Source organism: Cobetia sp. 5-25-4-2 (genome assembly GCF_013374075.1).
GTDB classification, from domain to species: domain Bacteria; phylum Pseudomonadota; class Gammaproteobacteria; order Pseudomonadales; family Halomonadaceae; genus Cobetia; species Cobetia marina.
Window position 1 is genome coordinate 605,387 of record NZ_BLWK01000002.1, and the last position, 17,915, is coordinate 623,301.

The 17,915-nt window shown below is 67.2% G+C and carries 12 protein-coding genes; 3 read left to right on the top strand and 9 right to left on the bottom strand.

The features are described 5' to 3' along the window. Positions 1–14: 14 nt before the first annotated feature. From HXS65_RS07400 to ptsP, 3 genes are read right to left on the bottom strand one after another with little or no spacing between them, the layout of a single operon-like run. The gene (locus HXS65_RS07400; RefSeq protein ID WP_084207929.1) at positions 15–1,796 is read right to left on the bottom strand and encodes a PTS fructose-like transporter subunit IIB; all 1,782 of its coding nucleotides are present in this window, start codon (positions 1,794–1,796) and stop codon (positions 15–17) included. Continuing rightward, positions 1,793–2,845, bottom strand: coding sequence for a 1-phosphofructokinase family hexose kinase (locus HXS65_RS07405; RefSeq protein WP_176493550.1), 1,053 nt, complete (start codon positions 2,843–2,845; stop codon positions 1,793–1,795). The genes HXS65_RS07400 and HXS65_RS07405 overlap by 4 nt, the downstream gene beginning before the upstream one ends. Then, positions 2,845–5,814 carry a phosphoenolpyruvate--protein phosphotransferase gene (gene ptsP, locus HXS65_RS07410; protein ID WP_077378373.1) on the bottom strand — a complete coding sequence of 990 codons (2,970 nt, stop codon included), beginning with the start codon at positions 5,812–5,814 and terminating at the stop codon, positions 2,845–2,847. Before ptsP ends, HXS65_RS07405 begins: the two co-directional genes overlap by 1 nt. A gap of 387 nt (positions 5,815–6,201) precedes the next feature. On the opposite strand from ptsP, the gene cra reads away from it, so the two are divergent. After that, positions 6,202–7,194, top strand: coding sequence for a catabolite repressor/activator (gene cra, locus HXS65_RS07415; RefSeq protein WP_077378370.1), 993 nt, complete (start codon positions 6,202–6,204; stop codon positions 7,192–7,194). A 38-nt stretch (positions 7,195–7,232) separates the two neighbouring features. Here the strand turns inward: cra and HXS65_RS07420 are convergent, their stop codons facing one another. Together HXS65_RS07420 and HXS65_RS07425 are read right to left on the bottom strand one after the other, a co-directional pair. Continuing rightward, positions 7,233–9,611 (bottom strand): ATP-binding protein, encoded by a 2,379-nt coding sequence (locus HXS65_RS07420; protein WP_176493551.1) that lies wholly within the window; start codon positions 9,609–9,611, stop codon positions 7,233–7,235. A gap of 253 nt (positions 9,612–9,864) precedes the next feature. After that, positions 9,865–10,536: a molybdopterin-dependent oxidoreductase gene (locus HXS65_RS07425; protein ID WP_255304445.1), complete on the bottom strand. Its 672-nt coding sequence runs from the start codon at positions 10,534–10,536 to the stop codon at positions 9,865–9,867. 321 nt (positions 10,537–10,857) lie between these two features. On the opposite strand from HXS65_RS07425, the gene HXS65_RS07430 reads away from it, so the two are divergent. Together HXS65_RS07430 and HXS65_RS07435 are read left to right on the top strand one after the other, a co-directional pair. Then, positions 10,858–12,885: an alkaline phosphatase family protein gene (locus HXS65_RS07430; protein ID WP_255304446.1), complete on the top strand. Its 2,028-nt coding sequence runs from the start codon at positions 10,858–10,860 to the stop codon at positions 12,883–12,885. Next, complete coding sequence (locus HXS65_RS07435; RefSeq protein ID WP_255304447.1) at positions 12,869–13,843, top strand: histone deacetylase; 975 nt, start codon at positions 12,869–12,871, stop codon at positions 13,841–13,843. The genes HXS65_RS07430 and HXS65_RS07435 overlap by 17 nt, the downstream gene beginning before the upstream one ends. Before the next feature lie 74 nt (positions 13,844–13,917). Here HXS65_RS07435 and HXS65_RS07440 read toward each other — a convergent pair whose 3' ends face one another. The 4 genes from HXS65_RS07440 to modA form a co-directional block, all read right to left on the bottom strand. After that, on the bottom strand, positions 13,918–14,733 hold the full coding sequence (locus tag HXS65_RS07440) for an MOSC domain-containing protein (RefSeq protein ID WP_176493553.1): 816 nt from the start codon (positions 14,731–14,733) through the stop codon (positions 13,918–13,920). Between the two features lie 90 nt (positions 14,734–14,823). Then, positions 14,824–15,996, bottom strand: a complete 1,173-nt coding sequence (gene modC / locus HXS65_RS07445) for a molybdenum ABC transporter ATP-binding protein (protein ID WP_176493554.1) — start codon at positions 15,994–15,996, stop codon at positions 14,824–14,826. Beyond that, a complete protein-coding gene (modB, locus tag HXS65_RS07450) occupies positions 15,989–16,681 on the bottom strand; it encodes a molybdate ABC transporter permease subunit (RefSeq protein WP_077378349.1) in 693 nt (230 codons plus the stop codon). The genes modC and modB overlap by 8 nt, the downstream gene beginning before the upstream one ends. Positions 16,682–16,869: 188 nt before the next feature. Next, positions 16,870–17,772 carry a molybdate ABC transporter substrate-binding protein gene (modA, locus tag HXS65_RS07455; RefSeq protein WP_240499652.1) on the bottom strand — a complete coding sequence of 301 codons (903 nt, stop codon included), beginning with the start codon at positions 17,770–17,772 and terminating at the stop codon, positions 16,870–16,872. Positions 17,773–17,915: the final 143 nt, after the last annotated feature.

Sequence of the window (17,915 nt, forward strand, 5' to 3'; positions counted from 1 at the left end):
AGGCACCGGACATCTCAGGTCGCGGCGACGGTCTCGACCTGCTGTGCGCCCTTCTTGATCATCGCATAGCTGATCGCGGTCACCAGGGTGCCGGCGACGATGGCGCCCAGATACATCAGCGGCACGTTGATGGCATTGGGGATCAGCAGCACGAACAGGCCACCGTGCGGCGCCAGCAGCTTGGCACCCACCAGCATCGACAGGGCACCGGTCACGGCGCCACCGACCATGCAGGTGGGAATCACGCGCAGCGGGTCCTTGGCGGCAAAGGGAATCGCGCCCTCGGAGATGAAGCACAGCCCGAGAATGAAGCTGGCCTTGCCGGCCTCACGCTCCGGCTCGGCGAACTTGGAACGTGCGATGAAGCTTGCCAGCCCCATGCCCAGCGCCGGCACCATGCCCGCGGCCATGATCGCGGCCATCGGCGCGTAGGTCTCGCTGGCCAGCAGACCGACCCCGAAGGCATAGGCGGCCTTGTTGACCGGCCCACCCAGGTCAAAGCACATCATCGCGCCGAGCAGAATGCCCAGCAGGACCGCGTTGGCCGAGCCCATGGACTCGAGGAACTCGGTCAGCGCCGTCATCAGCCCCGCCACCGGCGTGCCGACCACATAGATCATCACCAGCCCGGTGACCATGCTCGCCACCAGCGGGATGATCAGGATCGGCTTGAGCGACTCGATGGACTGCGGCAGCTTCACGTAGCGGCTGAGCCCAGAGGCCGTGTACCCCGCGAGGAAGCCGGCGATGATGCCACCCAGGAACCCGGCGTCCAGTGTCGCGGCCAGCCAGCCCCCGATCATGCCTGGCGTGATCCCCGGACGGTCCGCGATCGAGTAGGCGATGTAGCCCGCCAGTACCGGAATCATCAGCTTGAAGGCCGAGCCACCACCGATCTGCATCAGCGCCGCCGCCAGCGTGCCCTCCTCCTCGAAGGCCTTGATGCCGAACACGAAGGACAGCGCGATCATCAGGCCGCCTGCCACCACCATCGGCAACATGAAGGACACCCCGGTCAGCAGGTGCTTGTAGGGGCCGCGCTTCTCGCCCTTCTGCTGGCCACCCTGACCGCCAGAGGCCGTGGCGGATTCCACCTCGGCACCTTCCAGCGCCTGCTCGATGGTGTCGCGCGGCTTCTTGAGCGCGGTGCCGGTGGAGGTGCGCCAGACGCGCTTGCCGGCGAAGCGGGTCGGGTCGACCTCGATGTCACAGGCCAGAATCACCACCTCGGCCTCGGCGATCTCCTGTTCGGTCAGCGCATCCTGGGCACCGACCGAGCCCTGGGTCTCGACACGGGTCGGATAGCCCAGCGTCCGCCCGGCCTCGCTCAGTGCCTCGGCGGCCATGAAGGTATGCGCCACACCGGTGGGACAGGCCGTGACCGCCACGATGGACGGCCCCCGGGACGACGTGACGGGTGTCCCACCGGCAGCAGACGCGGGTGCGGCCGAGTCCGTGAGGGCCGCGATGTCCTTGCGCTCCAACACCCGGGCACGCGAGTCGGCCAGCTCCAGAAAGGCCTGCGGGTCCGGCAGCGCATCCTCGATGGGGGCCAGATGCACCCGCTTGCCGAGAAAGTCGTCCAGCGCCACGCTGGCCAGCGGCGATGCGGCGATCAGCACCAGCTCCGCCTCGGCCAGCTGCGCCTCGCTGAGGGTGATCTCGGGTTCGATGCGCGAGCGCATGTCGATGATCGGATTCCAGCCACGACGACGCGCGGCCTGCTCCAGGCGGCGCGCCGCCAGGAAGGTGGTCGCCATGCCACTCGGGCAGGCGGTGACGATGATGACGTTCATTGGCGTGGCTCTCCGGCTGTCTCGACATCGGCAGACGCCAATGTCTCGATGCTGGTGTGTTGTTGGAGGGTCTTGAGTGTGGTGGCAAGCGGATTGCCGGGACCGGGATGGGTCACGGCCTCGGCGGAGAGTGCGGTGGCATGGCGCAGAATCCGCTTGCGGTCTTCGGGTGAGGCATCGGGCTGACAGAGCACGCCATGCAGCATGGCGGCCAGCAGGGTATCGCCGGCGCAGACGGTACTGACGACCTGCATGCGCGGCGGCCGAGCGCGCAGCATGGCGGCGCCGGGGCTGGCCCACAGCACGCCTTCCGGCCCGGCGGAGATCAGCGCCTGCTCGATGCCGTGATCGATCAGACGCCTGAGCGCACGCTCGCGGGCCGCATCACTGTCCAGCGGCTCCCCGGCCCACAGCGCCAGCTCCTGTTCATTGGGCTTCACCGCCGTGGGCGGCACCGCCAGCCCCGCTTCCAGCGCGGCGCCGCTGGTATCGAGCCAGCAGGCGACATGGCGTTCGCGCACGCGACTGACCAGTGCTGCCAGCTGGGCATGGCTGATCCCCGGCGGCAGACTGCCGGCGATCACCACCGCACAACGTGGCAGATTGCCCTCGGCCTGCTGGCGGTCGATCCAGTCATCGATGCGCGCTTCCAGGCGTGCCAGGGCGTCCTCGTCCACCCGCATGCCGGTACCGTTCACGTCGGTGACCCGGCCACTGGCCTCGCCAAGCTTGACGTTGATGCGCGTCGCACCGGCCACGCGCTCGAAGGCGTCCACCAGCCCCCAGTCGGCAAAGGCCACGGTGAAATCGGCCTGATTGTCGGCCCCCAGAAAGCCGCTCAAGGTCACCGGGTGGCCCAGCGTCGCCAGCACGCGCGCCACGTTGATGCCCTTGCCCGCAGCTTCCAGATGATGACTGCGTGCACGGTTGACCGTTCCCAGCGTCAGACTGTCCAGCCCGATGCTCAGATCCAGCGCAGGATTGAGCGTCACGCACAGCACGGGACAGTCAGCAGCCGGGTGTAATGGCGAGTGATGGGAAGCTGTCATCACACCTGCTCCTCCTGCCGGGGATGGGGTTGGGCGTTCTGTTCGATCAGGCTGTCCAGCGCACTGCGCACGTCTTCCGACGTCGGCTGCGCCAGGGCGACGCGTGCCTGTTCGCGCGCCATGGTCAGATCCAGCTCACGCACCCGCGCCTTGACCAGCGGAATCTGGCGACTGGAGACGGACAGTTCATCCACCCCAAGGCCGACCAGCACACCCACGGCCTGATCATCACTGGCCAGCTCACCGCAGACGCCGACCCAGGCACCATGGGCATGCGCGGCCGCCACCGTCATCTCGATCAGACGCAGCACTGCCGGATGCAGCCCATCGGCCTGTGCGGAGAGCGTGGCATGGCCGCGGTCGATGGCCAGGGTGTACTGGGTGAGATCGTTGGTGCCTACCGAGAAGAAATCGACTTCGGGGGCGATGCTGGCGGCCGTCAGCGCCGCAGAGGGAATCTCGATCATCACGCCGACCTGCACGTCACGCACCAGCGGCTGGCCGTGCTCGGCTTCATGGGCGGCGTCCAGCTCGCTGCGTACGCGCTCGACGATGGCACGTGCAGCGCGCAGTTCGGCAAGGTCCTTGACCATCGGGAACATCAGGCGGATCGGGCGGGAGCCTGCCGCCATCAGCAGTGCCCTGACCTGGGTCTCGAGCACTTCCGGACGCGTCAGCGCCAGACGGATGCCACGCAGCCCGAGGAAGGGATTGTCCTCTCGCGGCAGCGGCCAGTACGGCAGCGGCTTGTCACCGCCGACATCCAGGGTGCGTGCCACCAGCGGGCGGCCATCCAGCGCATCGAGTGCTTCACCGTACTGGGCGGTCTGGGTGGCGAGATCCGGTGCCTGCGGATGGGCCATGAACACGAATTCGGTCCGCAGCAGGCCGACCCCTTCGGCACCGCGCTCGACGGCGTCGCCGGCATGCGCGGTATTGCCCAGGTTGGCCACCACCTCGACCTGATGGCCATCCCGGGTGATGGCTGGCGCCATGCGGGTTTCCCAGGCCGCAGCCTGACGCTGTTCATGGCCGGCGATCGCCTCTTCGGCCCGGGCGCGGCGACTGGCGGAAGGCATCACGCTGACACGCCCGCGCTCACCATCGACGATCAACTCGCTGCCATCGGCGATCGCCAGCACGCTCGGACCAGCCCCGACCACCGCCGGAATGCCCAGTGAACGCGCCAGAATCGCGCTGTGCGAGGTGGCCCCGCCCAGGGCCGTGACCAGTCCACGCACCCGGGAGGTATCCAGACGCGCCACATCCGACGGGCCGATATCCTCGGTCACCAGCACATGCGGCGTCTCGGGGGCGCTGGGCAGCGGCGTGTCGGTGAGCACGCCAAGCACACGGCGCCCGACGTCGCGCAGGTCAGCGGCGCGCTCGGCCAGCAGACGGTCCGCGAGGTTTTCCTGGGCACGCGCGGCGCTGTCGATGGCGGACCACCAGGCAGCCTCGGCGCTGTGGCCTTCCTCGAGACTCTCGCGCGCCGCGGCAAACAGCTCCGGGTCGCCGAGCATCTCTTCGTGCATGGAGAGAATCTCGGCCATCTCGGCGCCTTCGGCCCGATTGACCAGCTCCTGCAGCTGCTCACGCGCCGTCTGGATGCCGCTCGCCAGCCGCTGGGCCTCGTGCTCGGCGCCCGCATCGCTGCGCGCCTCATAGAGAAAGCGCGGCTGATACATCACCCAGCAGGGCGCGATGGCCATGCCCGGCGAGGCCGCCACCGCCGGCACGACACTGTCGGCCTCGGGGGCTGCCACCTTGTCGGAAGCCGGCTGGGCATCCGGCGCACTGGCCTCGGGACGCTGGTCCATCAGCGGCTCCACGGACTCGCCAAGTCCTGCCTTGACCGCCGCGACCATGGCATCCAGCGCGGCCTGATTGGCCCGGGCATCCTCGCCGTTGGCACTGAAGACCAGCGTCTGGCCACGACGTGCTCCCAGCCCCAGCACTTTGGTGAGGCTGGCGGCACTGACGATACCGCCTTCCCCCTGCTCGAGGCGCAGCGAGGGAATGATGCCGAAACTCTCGCCGGCGTCCCGCGCGGCCTGTACCAGCTGCTTGGCGGGACGGGCATGCAGGCCATGTGCATTGAGCAGCGTCACGCTCGCCAGCTGTGCCGTGGAGGACTCCCCCAGCAGCCGCGCCAGCAGAGCGGAGGTGGACAGCCCCGGCAGGCGCTCGCCCGCGCCATCTTCCAGCAGCGTCAGCAGACGCTCCAGCAACACGCGGTGCTGCCCGCCATCAGCGTCCAGTGCCAGACAGGCCACGGCGTTGATGCGCCCGTGACGGGTATCCAGCGCCTTCTCGGGCGTGACCACGGACAGCGCCGGCTGGCTCACGTCCTGTCGGGACTGCACCAGCCAGATGCCCTGGCCCAGAGCGTTCGGCTCGGTCTGGAGCATCGCGGTGAGAAAGCCGTCCCCGACGCAACCGGCCTGACGCAATCGCGCCGCGCCTGCCAGCACCAGCTCATCGCGGTCGCGTGCCGGGAAGCCACACAGCACGGTATCGGCATCCAGACGTGGCGGAATCACCTCGCGACCAAGCTCGGCGAGAATCTGCTCTGCGGTCGTCGCGGATGCCAGGCGCTCACTGACGCCTTCGCGGTCCAGCACGCGCGTCAGGGAACGCAGGATATCGAGGTGCTCATCGGACTGCGCCGCGATGGTCACCACCAGAAAGACACGGTTGCCATCGTGCCACTCCACCCCCTGCGGGAATTGCAGGACACGCACGCCGGTGGCCAGCACGGCCTCACGACTGTCGGGTGTCCCGTGGGGAATCGCGATGCCCTGCCCCAGGTAGGTGGAAGACTGCGCTTCGCGAGCCAGCAGACCTTCACGATAGGCCGGCGTGGCGCGCCCACCGGCAACCAGGGCATCAGCGGCCTGATTCAGGGCGTCGCGCCAGTCATTGGCGTGGGCGGCGAGGAGGACATCCTCATGAGCAAGGCTGAGCATGGCGGGCTCCTTGAGGCCCCTCTCTGGCAAGAGGCCTGGATATGTGACGTGCGGCGCGGGCGTGACATCTGACGCACCGGCACTTCATGGGGCGAGTACCACAAGGGTAGCGGCGGCGTGGCGTGATGACGAATGCTGCTGAATCGTGTCACCTCAATGGATTCATGCTGGCCGTTTTCTTGCGCGTGATCAAGTGAATGCCATGCAGATGAGCGGTTTTCGTGACTAGACATTGGGCGTAGAGCCGCCTGTGGTGCGGGGTTGCGAGGGGTCGGTCGAGGGATACCGTCATCAGTGAGGATTTGCACCTCAGGCCACAAGTGAGCATCATTCCTCGCACATGGAGCTCGCAGGTCCCGTTCTCCCTCTTCCAGCAAGGACAGTGGCATGACCCTGGCAGAAATCGCGCGTCTTGCAGGCGTTTCACGTACCACCGCCAGTTATGTGGTCAATGGGCAGGCACAGGCACGACGTATCAGCCCACAGACGGTCGAGCGCGTGATGGCGGTGGTACAACGCCATCACTACCGGATCGATGCCCAGGCAGCCGCCCTGCGCCGCGGGGAAAGCCGGACACTGGGGTTCATGCTGCCCGATCTGGAGAATGCCAGTTACGCACGCCTCGCCAAGCTGCTGGAACGCGGTGCCCGCGAGCGCGACTATCAGCTGTTCATCGTCTGCTCCGACGACATCCCCGACACGGAGCGCGAACTGGCCCGCATGCTCAAGGCTCGCAGGGTCGATGCCTTGATCACCGCCAGCTGTCTGGCACCGGATGATCCCTTCTACCGCGAACTGACGCTGGATGGCTTCCCGGTGATCGGGGTGGACCGCGCACTGGACACGCGCCACTTCGCCAGCGTGGTCAGCAACAATGCCGATGCCGCCAGCCAGCTGACCCGTGCGGTGCTTGAGCATTCACCACGAGACCTGCTGTGGCTGGATGCCCTGCCGGAACTCGAGATATCGCGGGAACGTGCCCAGGGCATGCGCTCGGCGCTCGAGACCCATCAGAGCCAGACGCCGCTTGAGGCGACGACACTGCACGCCGCCCGCTATGAGCGCGCCGCCGGTGCCGAGGCACTGCGCGGATACCTCGCGCACTCGCCCATGCCGGAGGCGATCGTGACCGCCTCCTACACCTTGATGGATGGCGTGCTGGACGTGCTGTTCTCGAAGGGCCCACCTGTCAACGCCCCCAGGGCGATGGCCAGCTTCGGCGATGATCGCCTGCTCGACTTCCTGCCGTTGCCGATCCACTCGCTGCCCCAGTGCCACCAGCGCATCGCGGATACCACCCTTACCCTGGCGCTCGCCGCCATCCAGAGCGATATCACGCCGGGCCTGACCCTGGTGGAACGCGAGTTGCGTCGCCGCTAGACGCCTCACGCGCCGTCGGGCCCGGCCCCGCGACCAGCTCAGCTATCCTGCCCGCCTGCCGTGGCACGATGCTCACGTATTTCCGCCAGCAGCGCATCCACGGCGGCCTCGATACGTCCCTGAGGTGCCTGCCGGGCGAGGTGCTGTTCAAGCAGCTCCGCGGCGTCGCTCAGCAGGTCATGCTCCAGCGCTGCGGCACTGCCCTTGAGCAGATGCGCCTCATGGGTGAGCTGCGCCAGATCCCCTTGCGCCAGCGCACGGGTCAGACGTTGATGCTGCTCCGTCAGCTGAGCATCGAAGGCCTTCTCGAGCTCGGCGATGCTGGCGATGTCCAGCTCATCGCGCAAGCTGGAGGGGGATGGGCTCGCCAGATGACGGGCTTGTGGTGCCGGCCCTGGGCGGCCTGGCGTCTCGGCGCATGCTCCCGGCGATGCTCTCCCTTGAGCATCACGCTGAGCCTCACCCCCGGCGTCGCCGCGAAGGCCAGGCCCCAGCTCGCCCCTCCAGTCCGGTTCCGCCTCACTCTGATGCCAGCCAGCCAGGCCTCCGTCCCGCAGCTGCCAGCGCGCCAGCATGGTGGCGACCTGGTGACGGCGCATCGGCTTGGAGAGGAAGTCATTCATGCCGGCCGCGAGACAGCGCGCCCGTTCACCGGCCTCCACATTGGCGGTCATCGCCACGATCAAGCTGGCGGTGCGTCCGTCGCGCCGCTCCAGAGCCCTCAAGCCTCGCGCCACGGCGAAGCCATCCATCCGCGGCATGCGCAGATCCAGCAACACCAGCACGATATCGTCGTTTTCCGTACACCAGTCCAGCGCCGCCTGACCGCTCTCGACCACCGTCACCGCATAGCCGAGACTGCACAGCATGGCGCGCGCCACTTCACGATTGATGTGGTTGTCATCCACCACCAGCACCTTCTCTCCACGGCTGAGCGGCAGAGGCGCGTGGGAGTCGGTCTGCGGCTGGCTCATGGGGGCGAGCGGCAGCGGCAACTCGCACCAGAAACAGGCACCTTCGCCCTCGCGGGAGTTCATGCCCAGACGCCCCCCCATCAGCTCCACCAGTCGGCGTGCGATGGCCAATCCCAGTCCGGTGCCGCCGAAGCGCCGCGCGATCGAGGCATCCCCCTGGGTGAAGGGCTCGAACAGGCGCTTGGCCTGCATCTCGCTGATGCCGATACCGGTGTCATTGACCTCGAAACGGACTCGCCCCGCCGGCAGCGGATGCACCATCAGGGTGATCCTGCCGTGCCGGGTGAACTTGAAGGCGTTCGACAACAGGTTGAGCAGCACCTGACGCAGGCGAACGGAGTCTCCCATGACCCAGCGTGGCAGCTGGGCCGAGCGATGATCGACGAAGGCCACACGGGTACTGTCCAGTTGTGGCAGCAACAGATCGATGACGCCATCGACGGCCTGCTGGAGATCGAAGGGTCGCCGCTCGACGGTCAACTTGCCGGCCTCGATCTTCGAGAAGTCCAGCACGTCATCCACCAGCCCCATCAACACCTCCCCGCTGTCACGCAGGCTGGTGGCATACCGGTGCGCGCTGTTGTCCAGCGGCTCGGCCAGCAGCAGCTCGCTCATACCGATGACACCGTTGAGCGGCGTGCGAATCTCATGACTCATGGTGGCGAGGAATTCGGACTTGGCACGGCTGGCCTGCTCGGCGCGTTCGGCTTCATGCTTGAGGGCCGTGGACAGGCTCAGCAGCTGCTGGCGGGCCTGCTCCCGCGCACGGGCCTGCAGCCAGACCTGGCGACTGACCAGCAGGGTCGTCAGTACCATCAGCCCGAGCAGCAACAGCATCCAATGCACGAGTCGATCGCGCTGCTGGCGTTCCTGGGTGGACTCCTCGGCAAGCTGGGCTCTCACCCGCAGCAGCAACGTCTGGGTGACGTCACTGATCTCGTCGCTCAGCGTCTGCAGCCTCGCGACAGAGGCGGCGTCCGGCAACTCTCTGCCCTCACGCCACTTTGCCGCCTTCCGCCACTCCCCCTCTTCGCGCCATACACCCAGTCGGATGTCGAGGTAGTCGATCTGGCTCATCACCTCATCGGCCAGCATGGGCACCGAGGCCAGGCTCATCAGATGATGACGGAAGTCGCCGCGCCGGAAGATGAAGGTCCGGCTGTAGAGCAGCTCGAAATCCTCCAGCACCTCCTGCCAGGCCGCACCACGCTTCACGCCCTGCGCCTGGGCATAGCGCGCGAGGGAGTTGGTGAGGGTGATGGCCTCGCGGTCCAGCTGATAGACCGTCCAGACGGCATCATCGCGAGTGCGGTTCTCGAGCTTTACCTGGTTGTGGAGGATGACACCGCCCACTCCCACGGCCGCCAGCAGCAAGGCGATGATGATGGCCATGCCGACCCACAGCGGCCAGCGTGTCCGTGGCGCCTGGGCCAGAGCATGCATGGCGTGCGAGTCTGCCTCGCCGCCCGGCACCTCATCCCGTGATGCAGGGGAGCCCGCCACCGACGAGGGGGAAGACGGCTCACCATCATGTGGATGGCCGGGCGTGGACGAGGGAGACGAGAAGATCCGATTCAAGCGCGAGCCAGAGGGTACCTGAGGAAGGGGGGGCCCGGGACGAGAGTGCCCGGGACGACGGCGCCCGGAGGCGACTTGACGACATCCGTCATCGCAGCCTTGGTCATCGCAGCCTTGGTCATCGCAGCACCAGTCCGTTGACCTGCCAGACGCTACGGAAGCGAATCTCTTCCGTCATCAGTTCCGGATGGGCATCGAAGGGATAGAGGATGAACAAGGGACCGAAATCCCGTACCGGCATCGGCTCGCCATCGCGGCGCGTCGCCAGCAACACCTCGTATCGCGTGATATCCGACATCGGGATATCGGCGGAAAAGTCATTGATGGCCTTCACGCTCACCGTCGAGACATCCTGCGCCACCCGCTGGATCAGCTCGCGCAGCAAGGGCCCGCTGAAGCGGACGACTCCCTGGGTCCATGGCGTGTGGGTGGCATTCACGCGCGAGGGCAGCGCCTCCAGCATCGGCATGTCAAAGCGAGCCAATGGCGACGTCTCACTGCCGGCATTGCCACACGTCACCACGCCGCTGATGGTCAGCACGACCTTGCCCTTGGGCGCCGGCAGGCATTCGTTGGCCTTGAGCGGGTGAGACTCCCTTGCAGGGGGCACTGACGCGTGCGCCGCCAAGGCTGACGGGGCAAGGCCTGCCGCCAACAGAGCGAGGCACAGCGAGGAGACCCGCCGCGCCCCACGCCATGCGCGAATCGCCACGGCTGTCTTCCCGGTCTTGTCAGGCGCCACCAGAGTGCTTTCTGCCTCTGTCCAGATGGCCTTGAAGCGGCCTGCCATGCACTCTTTCATCCTGCTGTCCCATGCTATCCTGCCAACGCCACGTCCGCAGAGAGCCACAACTCTACGTCAGCCACCCTGTGCTTTGCGAGCCTGCGACAAGGCGTGCCTGACGACTCGGCTGCCTTTGAAGGCCTGCATCCGGCCCCGCTCTGAACGCTCGGCGCCGCGTCGTGTCGCCTGACCGGGGACCCACACCATGCTGCCGGCCGCGAGCTGCAGCGCTGCCCATTTTCACCCGTCGAGTCCGTTTCGTTCATGACTGATTGCCCAGCGTCCCCCGAGCCTTCCCCTCTCCTGCCACGCGTCCTCGCGGGTCCGATGCTCAGGCGCGTCACGCCAGACAGCATCGTACTGTGGCTGGTGACCTCGCGCCCTCAACAGGCCCGCGTGTGGCTACTGCCGGAAGACGAGAGCCGCCCACCGCTCGCGGGGCTCCCAGATACGCCACCTGCCCGACTGACGGAGCATCTGGCCATCCCTCTGGGCACCCATGCCTGGCTGATGCTGCTGGAGGCCCATGCCGAGTCTCCCCTGCCCGCCGATTGCGCCATCGCCTACGAGCTGGCACTGAGCGAGCGCGAGGACACCGCTGACAGTAGCGCCGCGCCGCAGGACGGCGACTGGCATGGCATCGCCGAGTGGGGCCCAGAGATCTGCTACCCCGGCGAGCCTCTGCCACGTTTCCGTCTGCCGGCGAAGCTGACCCGCATCGCGCATGGCAGCTGTCGCAAGCCGCATCACGGCCTGAGTGACAAGGAGGCCGAACGCGTCTGTGCCAACGCCAGTGACAGCGCTCCTGAAGGCCCGGCCGGCGATGGTCTGGTCGCACTGGATCACTGGCTGAGTGAGCGGCGCACCACACCGCTGGAATGGCCGGAAGTGATGCTGTTCACGGGCGATCAGATCTACGCCGATGACGTCGCCGGCCCCATGCTGGGGGCCATCGATCAGGTGATCGAGCGCCTGGGGCTGCCGGAAGAGACCTTGCTGGGCGCCGAGGTCTCCGACAGCCGCGAACTGCGCCAGCACTCGTCGCACCTCTATCATCGCCCGCAGCTGCTGCCGGACATGCCAGCCAACGAGGGACTGGCCGCCAGTTTCTTCGGCGCCAAGCGCAAGCCCATCTTCACCTCCACCGGGGCTGACAATCACCTGATCGGCCTGTCGGAAGTCGTCGCCATGTACCTGCTGGTGTGGTCCGACGTGCCGTGGGCGGCCCTCGGGGTCGAACTGGAAGACCCGTCAGCGCTCGAAGGCCACGACGAGGCCACCCGCGAGCGCCATGCCCGCGAGGCACGCCATCTGGCACGTTTCCGCGCCGGGCTCGGTCAGGTGCGCCGCCTGCTGGCCAACGTCTCCAGCCTGATGATCTTCGATGACCACGACGTCACCGATGACTGGAATCTGAGTGCCGCCTGGGAAAAAGCCGCCTACGGCAATCCCTTCTCGCGGCGCATCATCGGCAATGCGCTGACCGGCTACCTGCTGTGTCAGGGCGCGGGCAACGCACCTCGGGCGCTCGGTGAGCTGCTGGAGCAGGCCAGCGAGCTGTTCACCGATGCGCATGCCGACACCGAGACCGCGCCGGAGGGCCATTTCGACGTCGAGCGTCAGGAGGCGTTGATCGCCCGGCTCGAGCGCTGCGAGCGCTGGGACTATCAGCTCGAGACCACGCCGGCCCTGATCGTGGCGGACACCCGCACTCGCCGCTGGCGCAGTGAGCGCAAGCTGTCGCACCCTTCGGGTCTGATGGACTGGGAGGCGCTGTGTGAACTCCAGCAACGTCTGGTGGAGCAGCGCGCGGTGGTACTGGTGTCTCCGGCTCCCGTGTTCGGGGTCAAGCTGATCGAGACGATCCAGAAGCTCTTCACCTTCGCCGGCAAGCCGCTGATGGTGGACGCCGAGAACTGGATGGCCCACCAGGGCGCCGCCAGCGTGATGCTCAACATCTTCCGCCATTCGCGCACGCCGCAGCATTTCGTGATTCTGTCCGGCGATGTGCACTACTCCTTCGCCTACGATGTGCGCCTCAGGCACCGCCGCTCCAGCCCGCACATCTGGCAGATCACCAGCAGCGGCATCCGCAACCGCTTCCCGGTGGGATTGCTTGACGTGCTGGATCGCCTCAATCGCTGGCTGTACGCCCCACGCTCACCGCTCAACCTGCTGACACGGCGTCGCAACATGCGCATCACGCCACGTCGTCACGATGCCGCAAGTCACGGCGAACGCCTGCTGAATGCCTGCGGTATCGGACTGGTGGATCTCGATGCAAAGGGCCGCCCCATCGCCATTCGTCAGCTGACCACCGAGGGCCGGGAGGTGCACTTTGTCCCACGTCGCTGAGGCTGCCTGCCCGCCACTGGCGCTGATCCATCACCCCGGCTATCGCATCGCGCTGCCCGAGAAGCATCCGTTCCCGATGGACAAGTTCAGCGTGCTCAAACGGCTGCTGGACCGCCAGTTGGCCGACTGCGCCTGGGCCGTCGAGTGGGTGATGCCCCAGCCCGCCGAGGAGGAAGACCTGCTCAGCGTGCACACCCGCCGCTACGTGCATGAATTTCTCAGTGGCACCTTGAGTCATCAGGCCCAGCGTCGCAGCGGTTTCGTGTGGAGCGAGGCCCTGCGCGAGCGCAGCGTGCTGGCGGTGGGCGGCACGCTGACCACCGTGCGCGAAGCCCTCACGCGCGGCCTGGCCTGCAATACCGCCGGGGGTACCCATCACGCCCATCCCGAGGCGGCCAGCGGATATTGTCTGCTCAACGACATCGGCGTGGCGGCGCATCAGGCACTGGAAGATGGCGTGACGCGGGTGCTGATCGTCGATCTCGACGTCCATCAGGGCGATGGCACCGCGTTGATCTTCGCTGACGAGCCACGGGTCTTCACGCTCTCGCTGCATGCCGAGAGCAACTTCCCGGCCCGCAAGCAGAAGAGTGATCTGGACGTGCCCCTGCAGAAAGGCATGGGCGATGAGGACTATCTGGCGGTGCTGGAGCGCACGCTGGAGACGGTGCTGACGCGGGTGCAGCCGGAACTCGTGATCTTCGATGCCGGGGTCGACCCGCACGCCGCCGACAGGCTCGGCCATCTCGAACTGAGCGACCGCGGCCTCTACCGGCGCGAGCGCCACGTGATCGAGCGCTGTCGCGCGGCGGGCGCGGCCGTGGCCTGCGTGATCGGCGGCGGCTATGACCGTGATATCGAGGCGCTGGCGTGGCGACACAGTCAGCTGCACCGGGCAGCGCTGGATGTCTGGCGTGAGGCACATGGTCAGCCTGCCCTGTTCGGGCCGCCGGACTGAGCCTTGCCAACCGCCCCCTGAACGCAGACGCCCGCCATCGAAGGTGGCGGGCGTCTGCGTTCAGCCGCGAGGCGTCACTTGAAGGCCGTGACCTCGACAGGATCACCGACCCGCAGCGGCTGGTGGCGCGTCGGATCCACCGCCACCAGGTTGTAGCCGAAGTGCACCTGGCCATCCTCGAAACGGCGCACCCGCGCCAGTGTCGTCAGCGGCTCCCTGTCACCACGCTTCTCGCCGGTGGCCGGGTCGACATTGACCATCGCGCAGCGCGTGCAGGATGACACCAGGCGGAAACGTACCTCGCCGATCATCACCTCCTGCCAACCATCCTCGGCCCAGGCCTCGGCACCGCTGATCACGAGATTCGGCCGGAACTGGTTCATGCCGTGATCCGCCGTCGGCGTCTCGCGATTGAGCGCTTCCAGCGAGGCCTGGTTGGCCAGCAGCAGCGGGAAGCCGTCCGCGGCACTCACGCGCTGTCGGATGATCTCGCGATAGCGCTCGGAGCGCTCGCCCAGCCAGCACAGCCGCACCGGCATGCCGAGCTGCTCGCTCAACCAGGCATCCGCCTCGTCACTGACGCTCAGGGCACTGAACTGGTCTGCCCACACCTGGATGTCGAGACGCTCGGCCTCATCACGGGTCGCGAAGCTCACCTCACCGCAGGCCGGGCGGTCCAGCTGCCACAGCCGCCAGTGGCCCGGCGACTGCTCGCGCAGTGCCAGACGCTGCATCTGCGGATGCGTGCGTGCGGTGACGAACTTGCCGCGTGCCGCGACCACCACGAAACGGCGGTCCTGCGTCAGGCCTTCCTCGCCGACAGTCGTGCTCTCAAGTGCCTCGGCGGCGCCTGACTTCAAGGGGTAGCGCCACAGGTGGGTCAGCTGCATCAGGGTCTTCCTTGTCGATGGATACCGAGCGAGGCACATTACCAGAATGCCAGGCCCAAGGGGGCTCAGGGGAGCGGGATAGCGGGAGACTCAGGGAGACGTCGTCTCGCTGGTGCCGGCCGCCTCATCCTGCTGCGCGGCCTCGTCTCCGACATCGAGACTGATCACGTCCGGGCCGGAGAGCGCGACGCTCGAGATCAATGCCTTGACGCCAAGGCCGACCTTGAGCCCCAGCTCCTCGCAGGCCAGCCGGTCCACGCGCGCTCTGAGCCGCTGGCCGGCGATGCCCAGCACCAGTTCCGCACTGGCGTGGCCGCGCTCGCTCTCGATCTCGTGAATCACGGCGGGCAGCGTATTGCGCAGGCTGGTATTCAGCGGGGTTTCCAGCGCGATGCTGACATCACGGGCACGCAGTCGCAGGCGTACCCGACGCCCGACCGGCATCGCCAGACGCGCCAGCTTGAGACTCAATCCCGCCCCGAGCCCCAGACGGGTCAGCTGATGCGTTTCATCGTGCGAGAGCACCTCGGCACTGAGCAGTGAGCCGGCTTCGAAACGCCCGGTCTGCGGGGCCAGATCAAGACGTGACAGCATATCGCCGATCTCGCCGCTGGCGGTGATGCGCCCGTTGTCGACCAGCGCGAGGCGGTCCGCGACGGCGAACAGCTCCCGGGTATCGTGACTGACGAACAGGATCGGAATCTCGATCTCGCGAGCCAGACGGCTGATGTAGTGCAGGAGTTCCTGCTTGCGGGCGCCATCAAGGCCGGTCAACGGCTCATCCAGCAACAACATGCGTGGGCGTGACAGCAGGGCGCGCCCGATGGCGACACGCCGCGCCTCGCCACCCGACAGCTGACCCGGCATGCGCGTCAGCAGGTCCTCGATGCCCAGCAGCGCGACGATCTCGTGCAGGTGGTCACGGTTGCGCTGGCGTTGAGCACGCGTCAGTGCCAGCGGCATGCCGTAGCAGAGATTGCCGCGCACGCTGTAGTGCGGAAACAGACGAGGCTCCTGGAAGACCACGCCCAGATTGCGCCGATGGGCAGGCACCCAGTGATCATGCTCTCCGCCGATCAGACACTCGCCCGTGAGACGCAGATGGCCATGATCCGGGCGGTCGAGCCCTGCGATCATGCGCAGGATGCTGGTCTTGCCGCTGCCGGAACGTCCGAACAGCGCCGTGACCCCGCGTGCCGGCACCTCGAGTTCGGCATCGAGATGGAAGGCGCCCAGCGTGCGGCAAAGGTGGAAATCAAGCATCACGCCCCTCCATCCGGAGTCGGGCCCGGCGCGCCAGCCATTCGGAAGACAACAGCGAGAGCATCGCGATCACCACCGCGATCAGACACAGACGCGCGGCCGCGCCCTCCTCGCCCGGCGTCTGGATCAGGGTATAGAGCGCCAGGGGCAAGGTACGGGTCTCGCCGGGAATGTTGGCCGCAAAGGTGATGGTCGCGCCGAATTCCGACAGCGCGCGCGCGAAGGCCAGCATGCCGCCGGTCAGAATACCGGGCAGCGCCAGCGGCATCGTCACCGTGAACAGCACCCGCAGCGGATTGGCCCCCAGGGTACGAGCCGCGGCCTCCAGCCCCGGGTCAATGGCCTCCAGCGACAGGCGCATGGCACGCACCATCAGCGGGAAGGCCATGACCGCTGCCGCGACGGCGGCGCCCTGCCAGGTGAAGGGCAGCACGATATCGATCTTCGCCAGCCACTGACCGATGACGCCGTTGCGTCCGAAGGTGACCAGCAGCAGATAGCCGACCACCACCGGTGGCAGCACCAGTGGCAGATGCAACAGGCCATCCACCAGCGCCTTGCCACGAAACTCGCGTCGCGCCAGCCACCAGGCCGCGGCGAAGCCGGGAATCAGACTGAAGCCGACGGCCACGCAGGCGACCTTGAGACTCAGGCTCAGGGCTTCCCATTCCAGTGCGCTCAGCATGCACTCTCCTCGAACAAGATCAGGTGGCGCAGGGCAGCGCGATCACGAGACGACTCGCGCCCATGGCATCGCCATGGCCCGCTCGATGATTCGCTCTGCCAGCCACGTCATTGCCGCAATGATGCCACGGAAAACCTCCAGTGTAGCGGCCCGCGTGCCTCCGGGACATGCCGGCCGCCGGGGCGCTCTCACTGGCTGTCAGCGGTGGCGGGTGCAGCCTGGGTCCCAAGGGTGGTGAACCCGAAGCGATGGAAGATGGCCCCTGCCTCATTGCTGGACAGCCAGTGGGCGAAGGTTTCCGCTGCCTCGTCGGGCGCATCCCCGCCCCGCGTGATCAAGGCGGCAGGATAGTGGATGGGGTCGTGGCTGCTCTCGGGCAGCAGGCCGATCTGATGGACGCGATGACTGACGGAGGCATCCGTCGAGTAGACGATGCCCAGTGGGGCTTCACCGTGCTCGACCAGCGCCAGCGCCGCACGCACATCCTCGGCACTGGCCAGATGCGAGCGCAGTGCCTGCCACTGACCCAGCGATTCCAGCGATTGACGTGCATAGATGCCCGCCGGCACGTGATCCGGGTCCCCCACCGCCAGCCGGGAGGCGTCGCCCGTCGCGGCCAGTCGCTTGGCCACGTCCGTCACGTCCCGGGCATTGCTGACGCCGGCATCCAGCGAACTTGCCCCGGCGGCTACCAGCGCCAGACGATTGCCCAGCAGATCATGACGCCCTGTCACCACCACGCCGGGCTGCTGCTCGAGCCAGTCCATCCAGCGCTCGTTGGCCGACAGATACAGCTGGGCTGGAGCACCATTGGCCAGCTGACGCGCCAGGGTCGAGGACGAGGCGTAGACCGGCAGGATATCCACGTTGGCGAGGCGCTCGTAGCGGGCCTCGATGGCATCCATCGCATCATGCAGCGAGGCGGCGGCCATGACGCGAATCCGGGTGGGTTCGTCGGCCTGCACCGGTGCCGCCAGCAGCGCCACCAGCGTCATCAGCAGTGTCGAGCGGGCCGTCAGAGAGGTGCGTCTCAGGCAGGCGGATTCCTGGCATGAGCGAAAGTGAGCGCGCAAGCGCGTGGCGAGTGACATCACGAGGTCCTTTGTCAGGCCGCGAAAGGGCCTTGGAAGAGTGAAACGCAGTGACAGCGCGTGCCGCTGCTGCATGCCATGATGCCGCGCCCACCCGCCACATGCATCCCGCTCGGGCGCGGATGGGCGTCAACGAGCTGGAA

Excerpts from the sequence above, each read along its gene's own strand:
- HXS65_RS07405 (WP_176493550.1), bottom strand. The coding sequence starts at position 2,845 with ATGACAGCTTCCCATCACTCGCCATTACACCCGGCTGCTGACTGTCCC.
- cra (WP_077378370.1), top strand. The coding sequence starts at position 6,202 with ATGACCCTGGCAGAAATCGCGCGTCTTGCAGGCGTTTCACGTACCACC.
- modA (WP_240499652.1), bottom strand. The coding sequence starts at position 17,772 with ATGTCACTCGCCACGCGCTTGCGCGCTCACTTTCGCTCATGCCAGGAA.
- HXS65_RS07420 (WP_176493551.1), bottom strand. The coding sequence starts at position 9,611 with ATGCATGCTCTGGCCCAGGCGCCACGGACACGCTGGCCGCTGTGGGTC.
- modC (WP_176493554.1), bottom strand. The coding sequence starts at position 15,996 with ATGCTTGATTTCCACCTTTGCCGCACGCTGGGCGCCTTCCATCTCGAT.
- ptsP (WP_077378373.1), bottom strand. The coding sequence starts at position 5,814 with ATGCTCAGCCTTGCTCATGAGGATGTCCTCCTCGCCGCCCACGCCAAT.
- HXS65_RS07425 (WP_255304445.1), bottom strand. The coding sequence starts at position 10,536 with ATGGCAGGCCGCTTCAAGGCCATCTGGACAGAGGCAGAAAGCACTCTG.
- HXS65_RS07440 (WP_176493553.1), bottom strand. The coding sequence starts at position 14,733 with ATGCAGCTGACCCACCTGTGGCGCTACCCCTTGAAGTCAGGCGCCGCC.
- modB (WP_077378349.1), bottom strand. The coding sequence starts at position 16,681 with ATGCTGAGCGCACTGGAATGGGAAGCCCTGAGCCTGAGTCTCAAGGTC.
- HXS65_RS07400 (WP_084207929.1), bottom strand. The coding sequence starts at position 1,796 with ATGAACGTCATCATCGTCACCGCCTGCCCGAGTGGCATGGCGACCACC.
- HXS65_RS07430 (WP_255304446.1), top strand. The coding sequence starts at position 10,858 with ATGCTCAGGCGCGTCACGCCAGACAGCATCGTACTGTGGCTGGTGACC.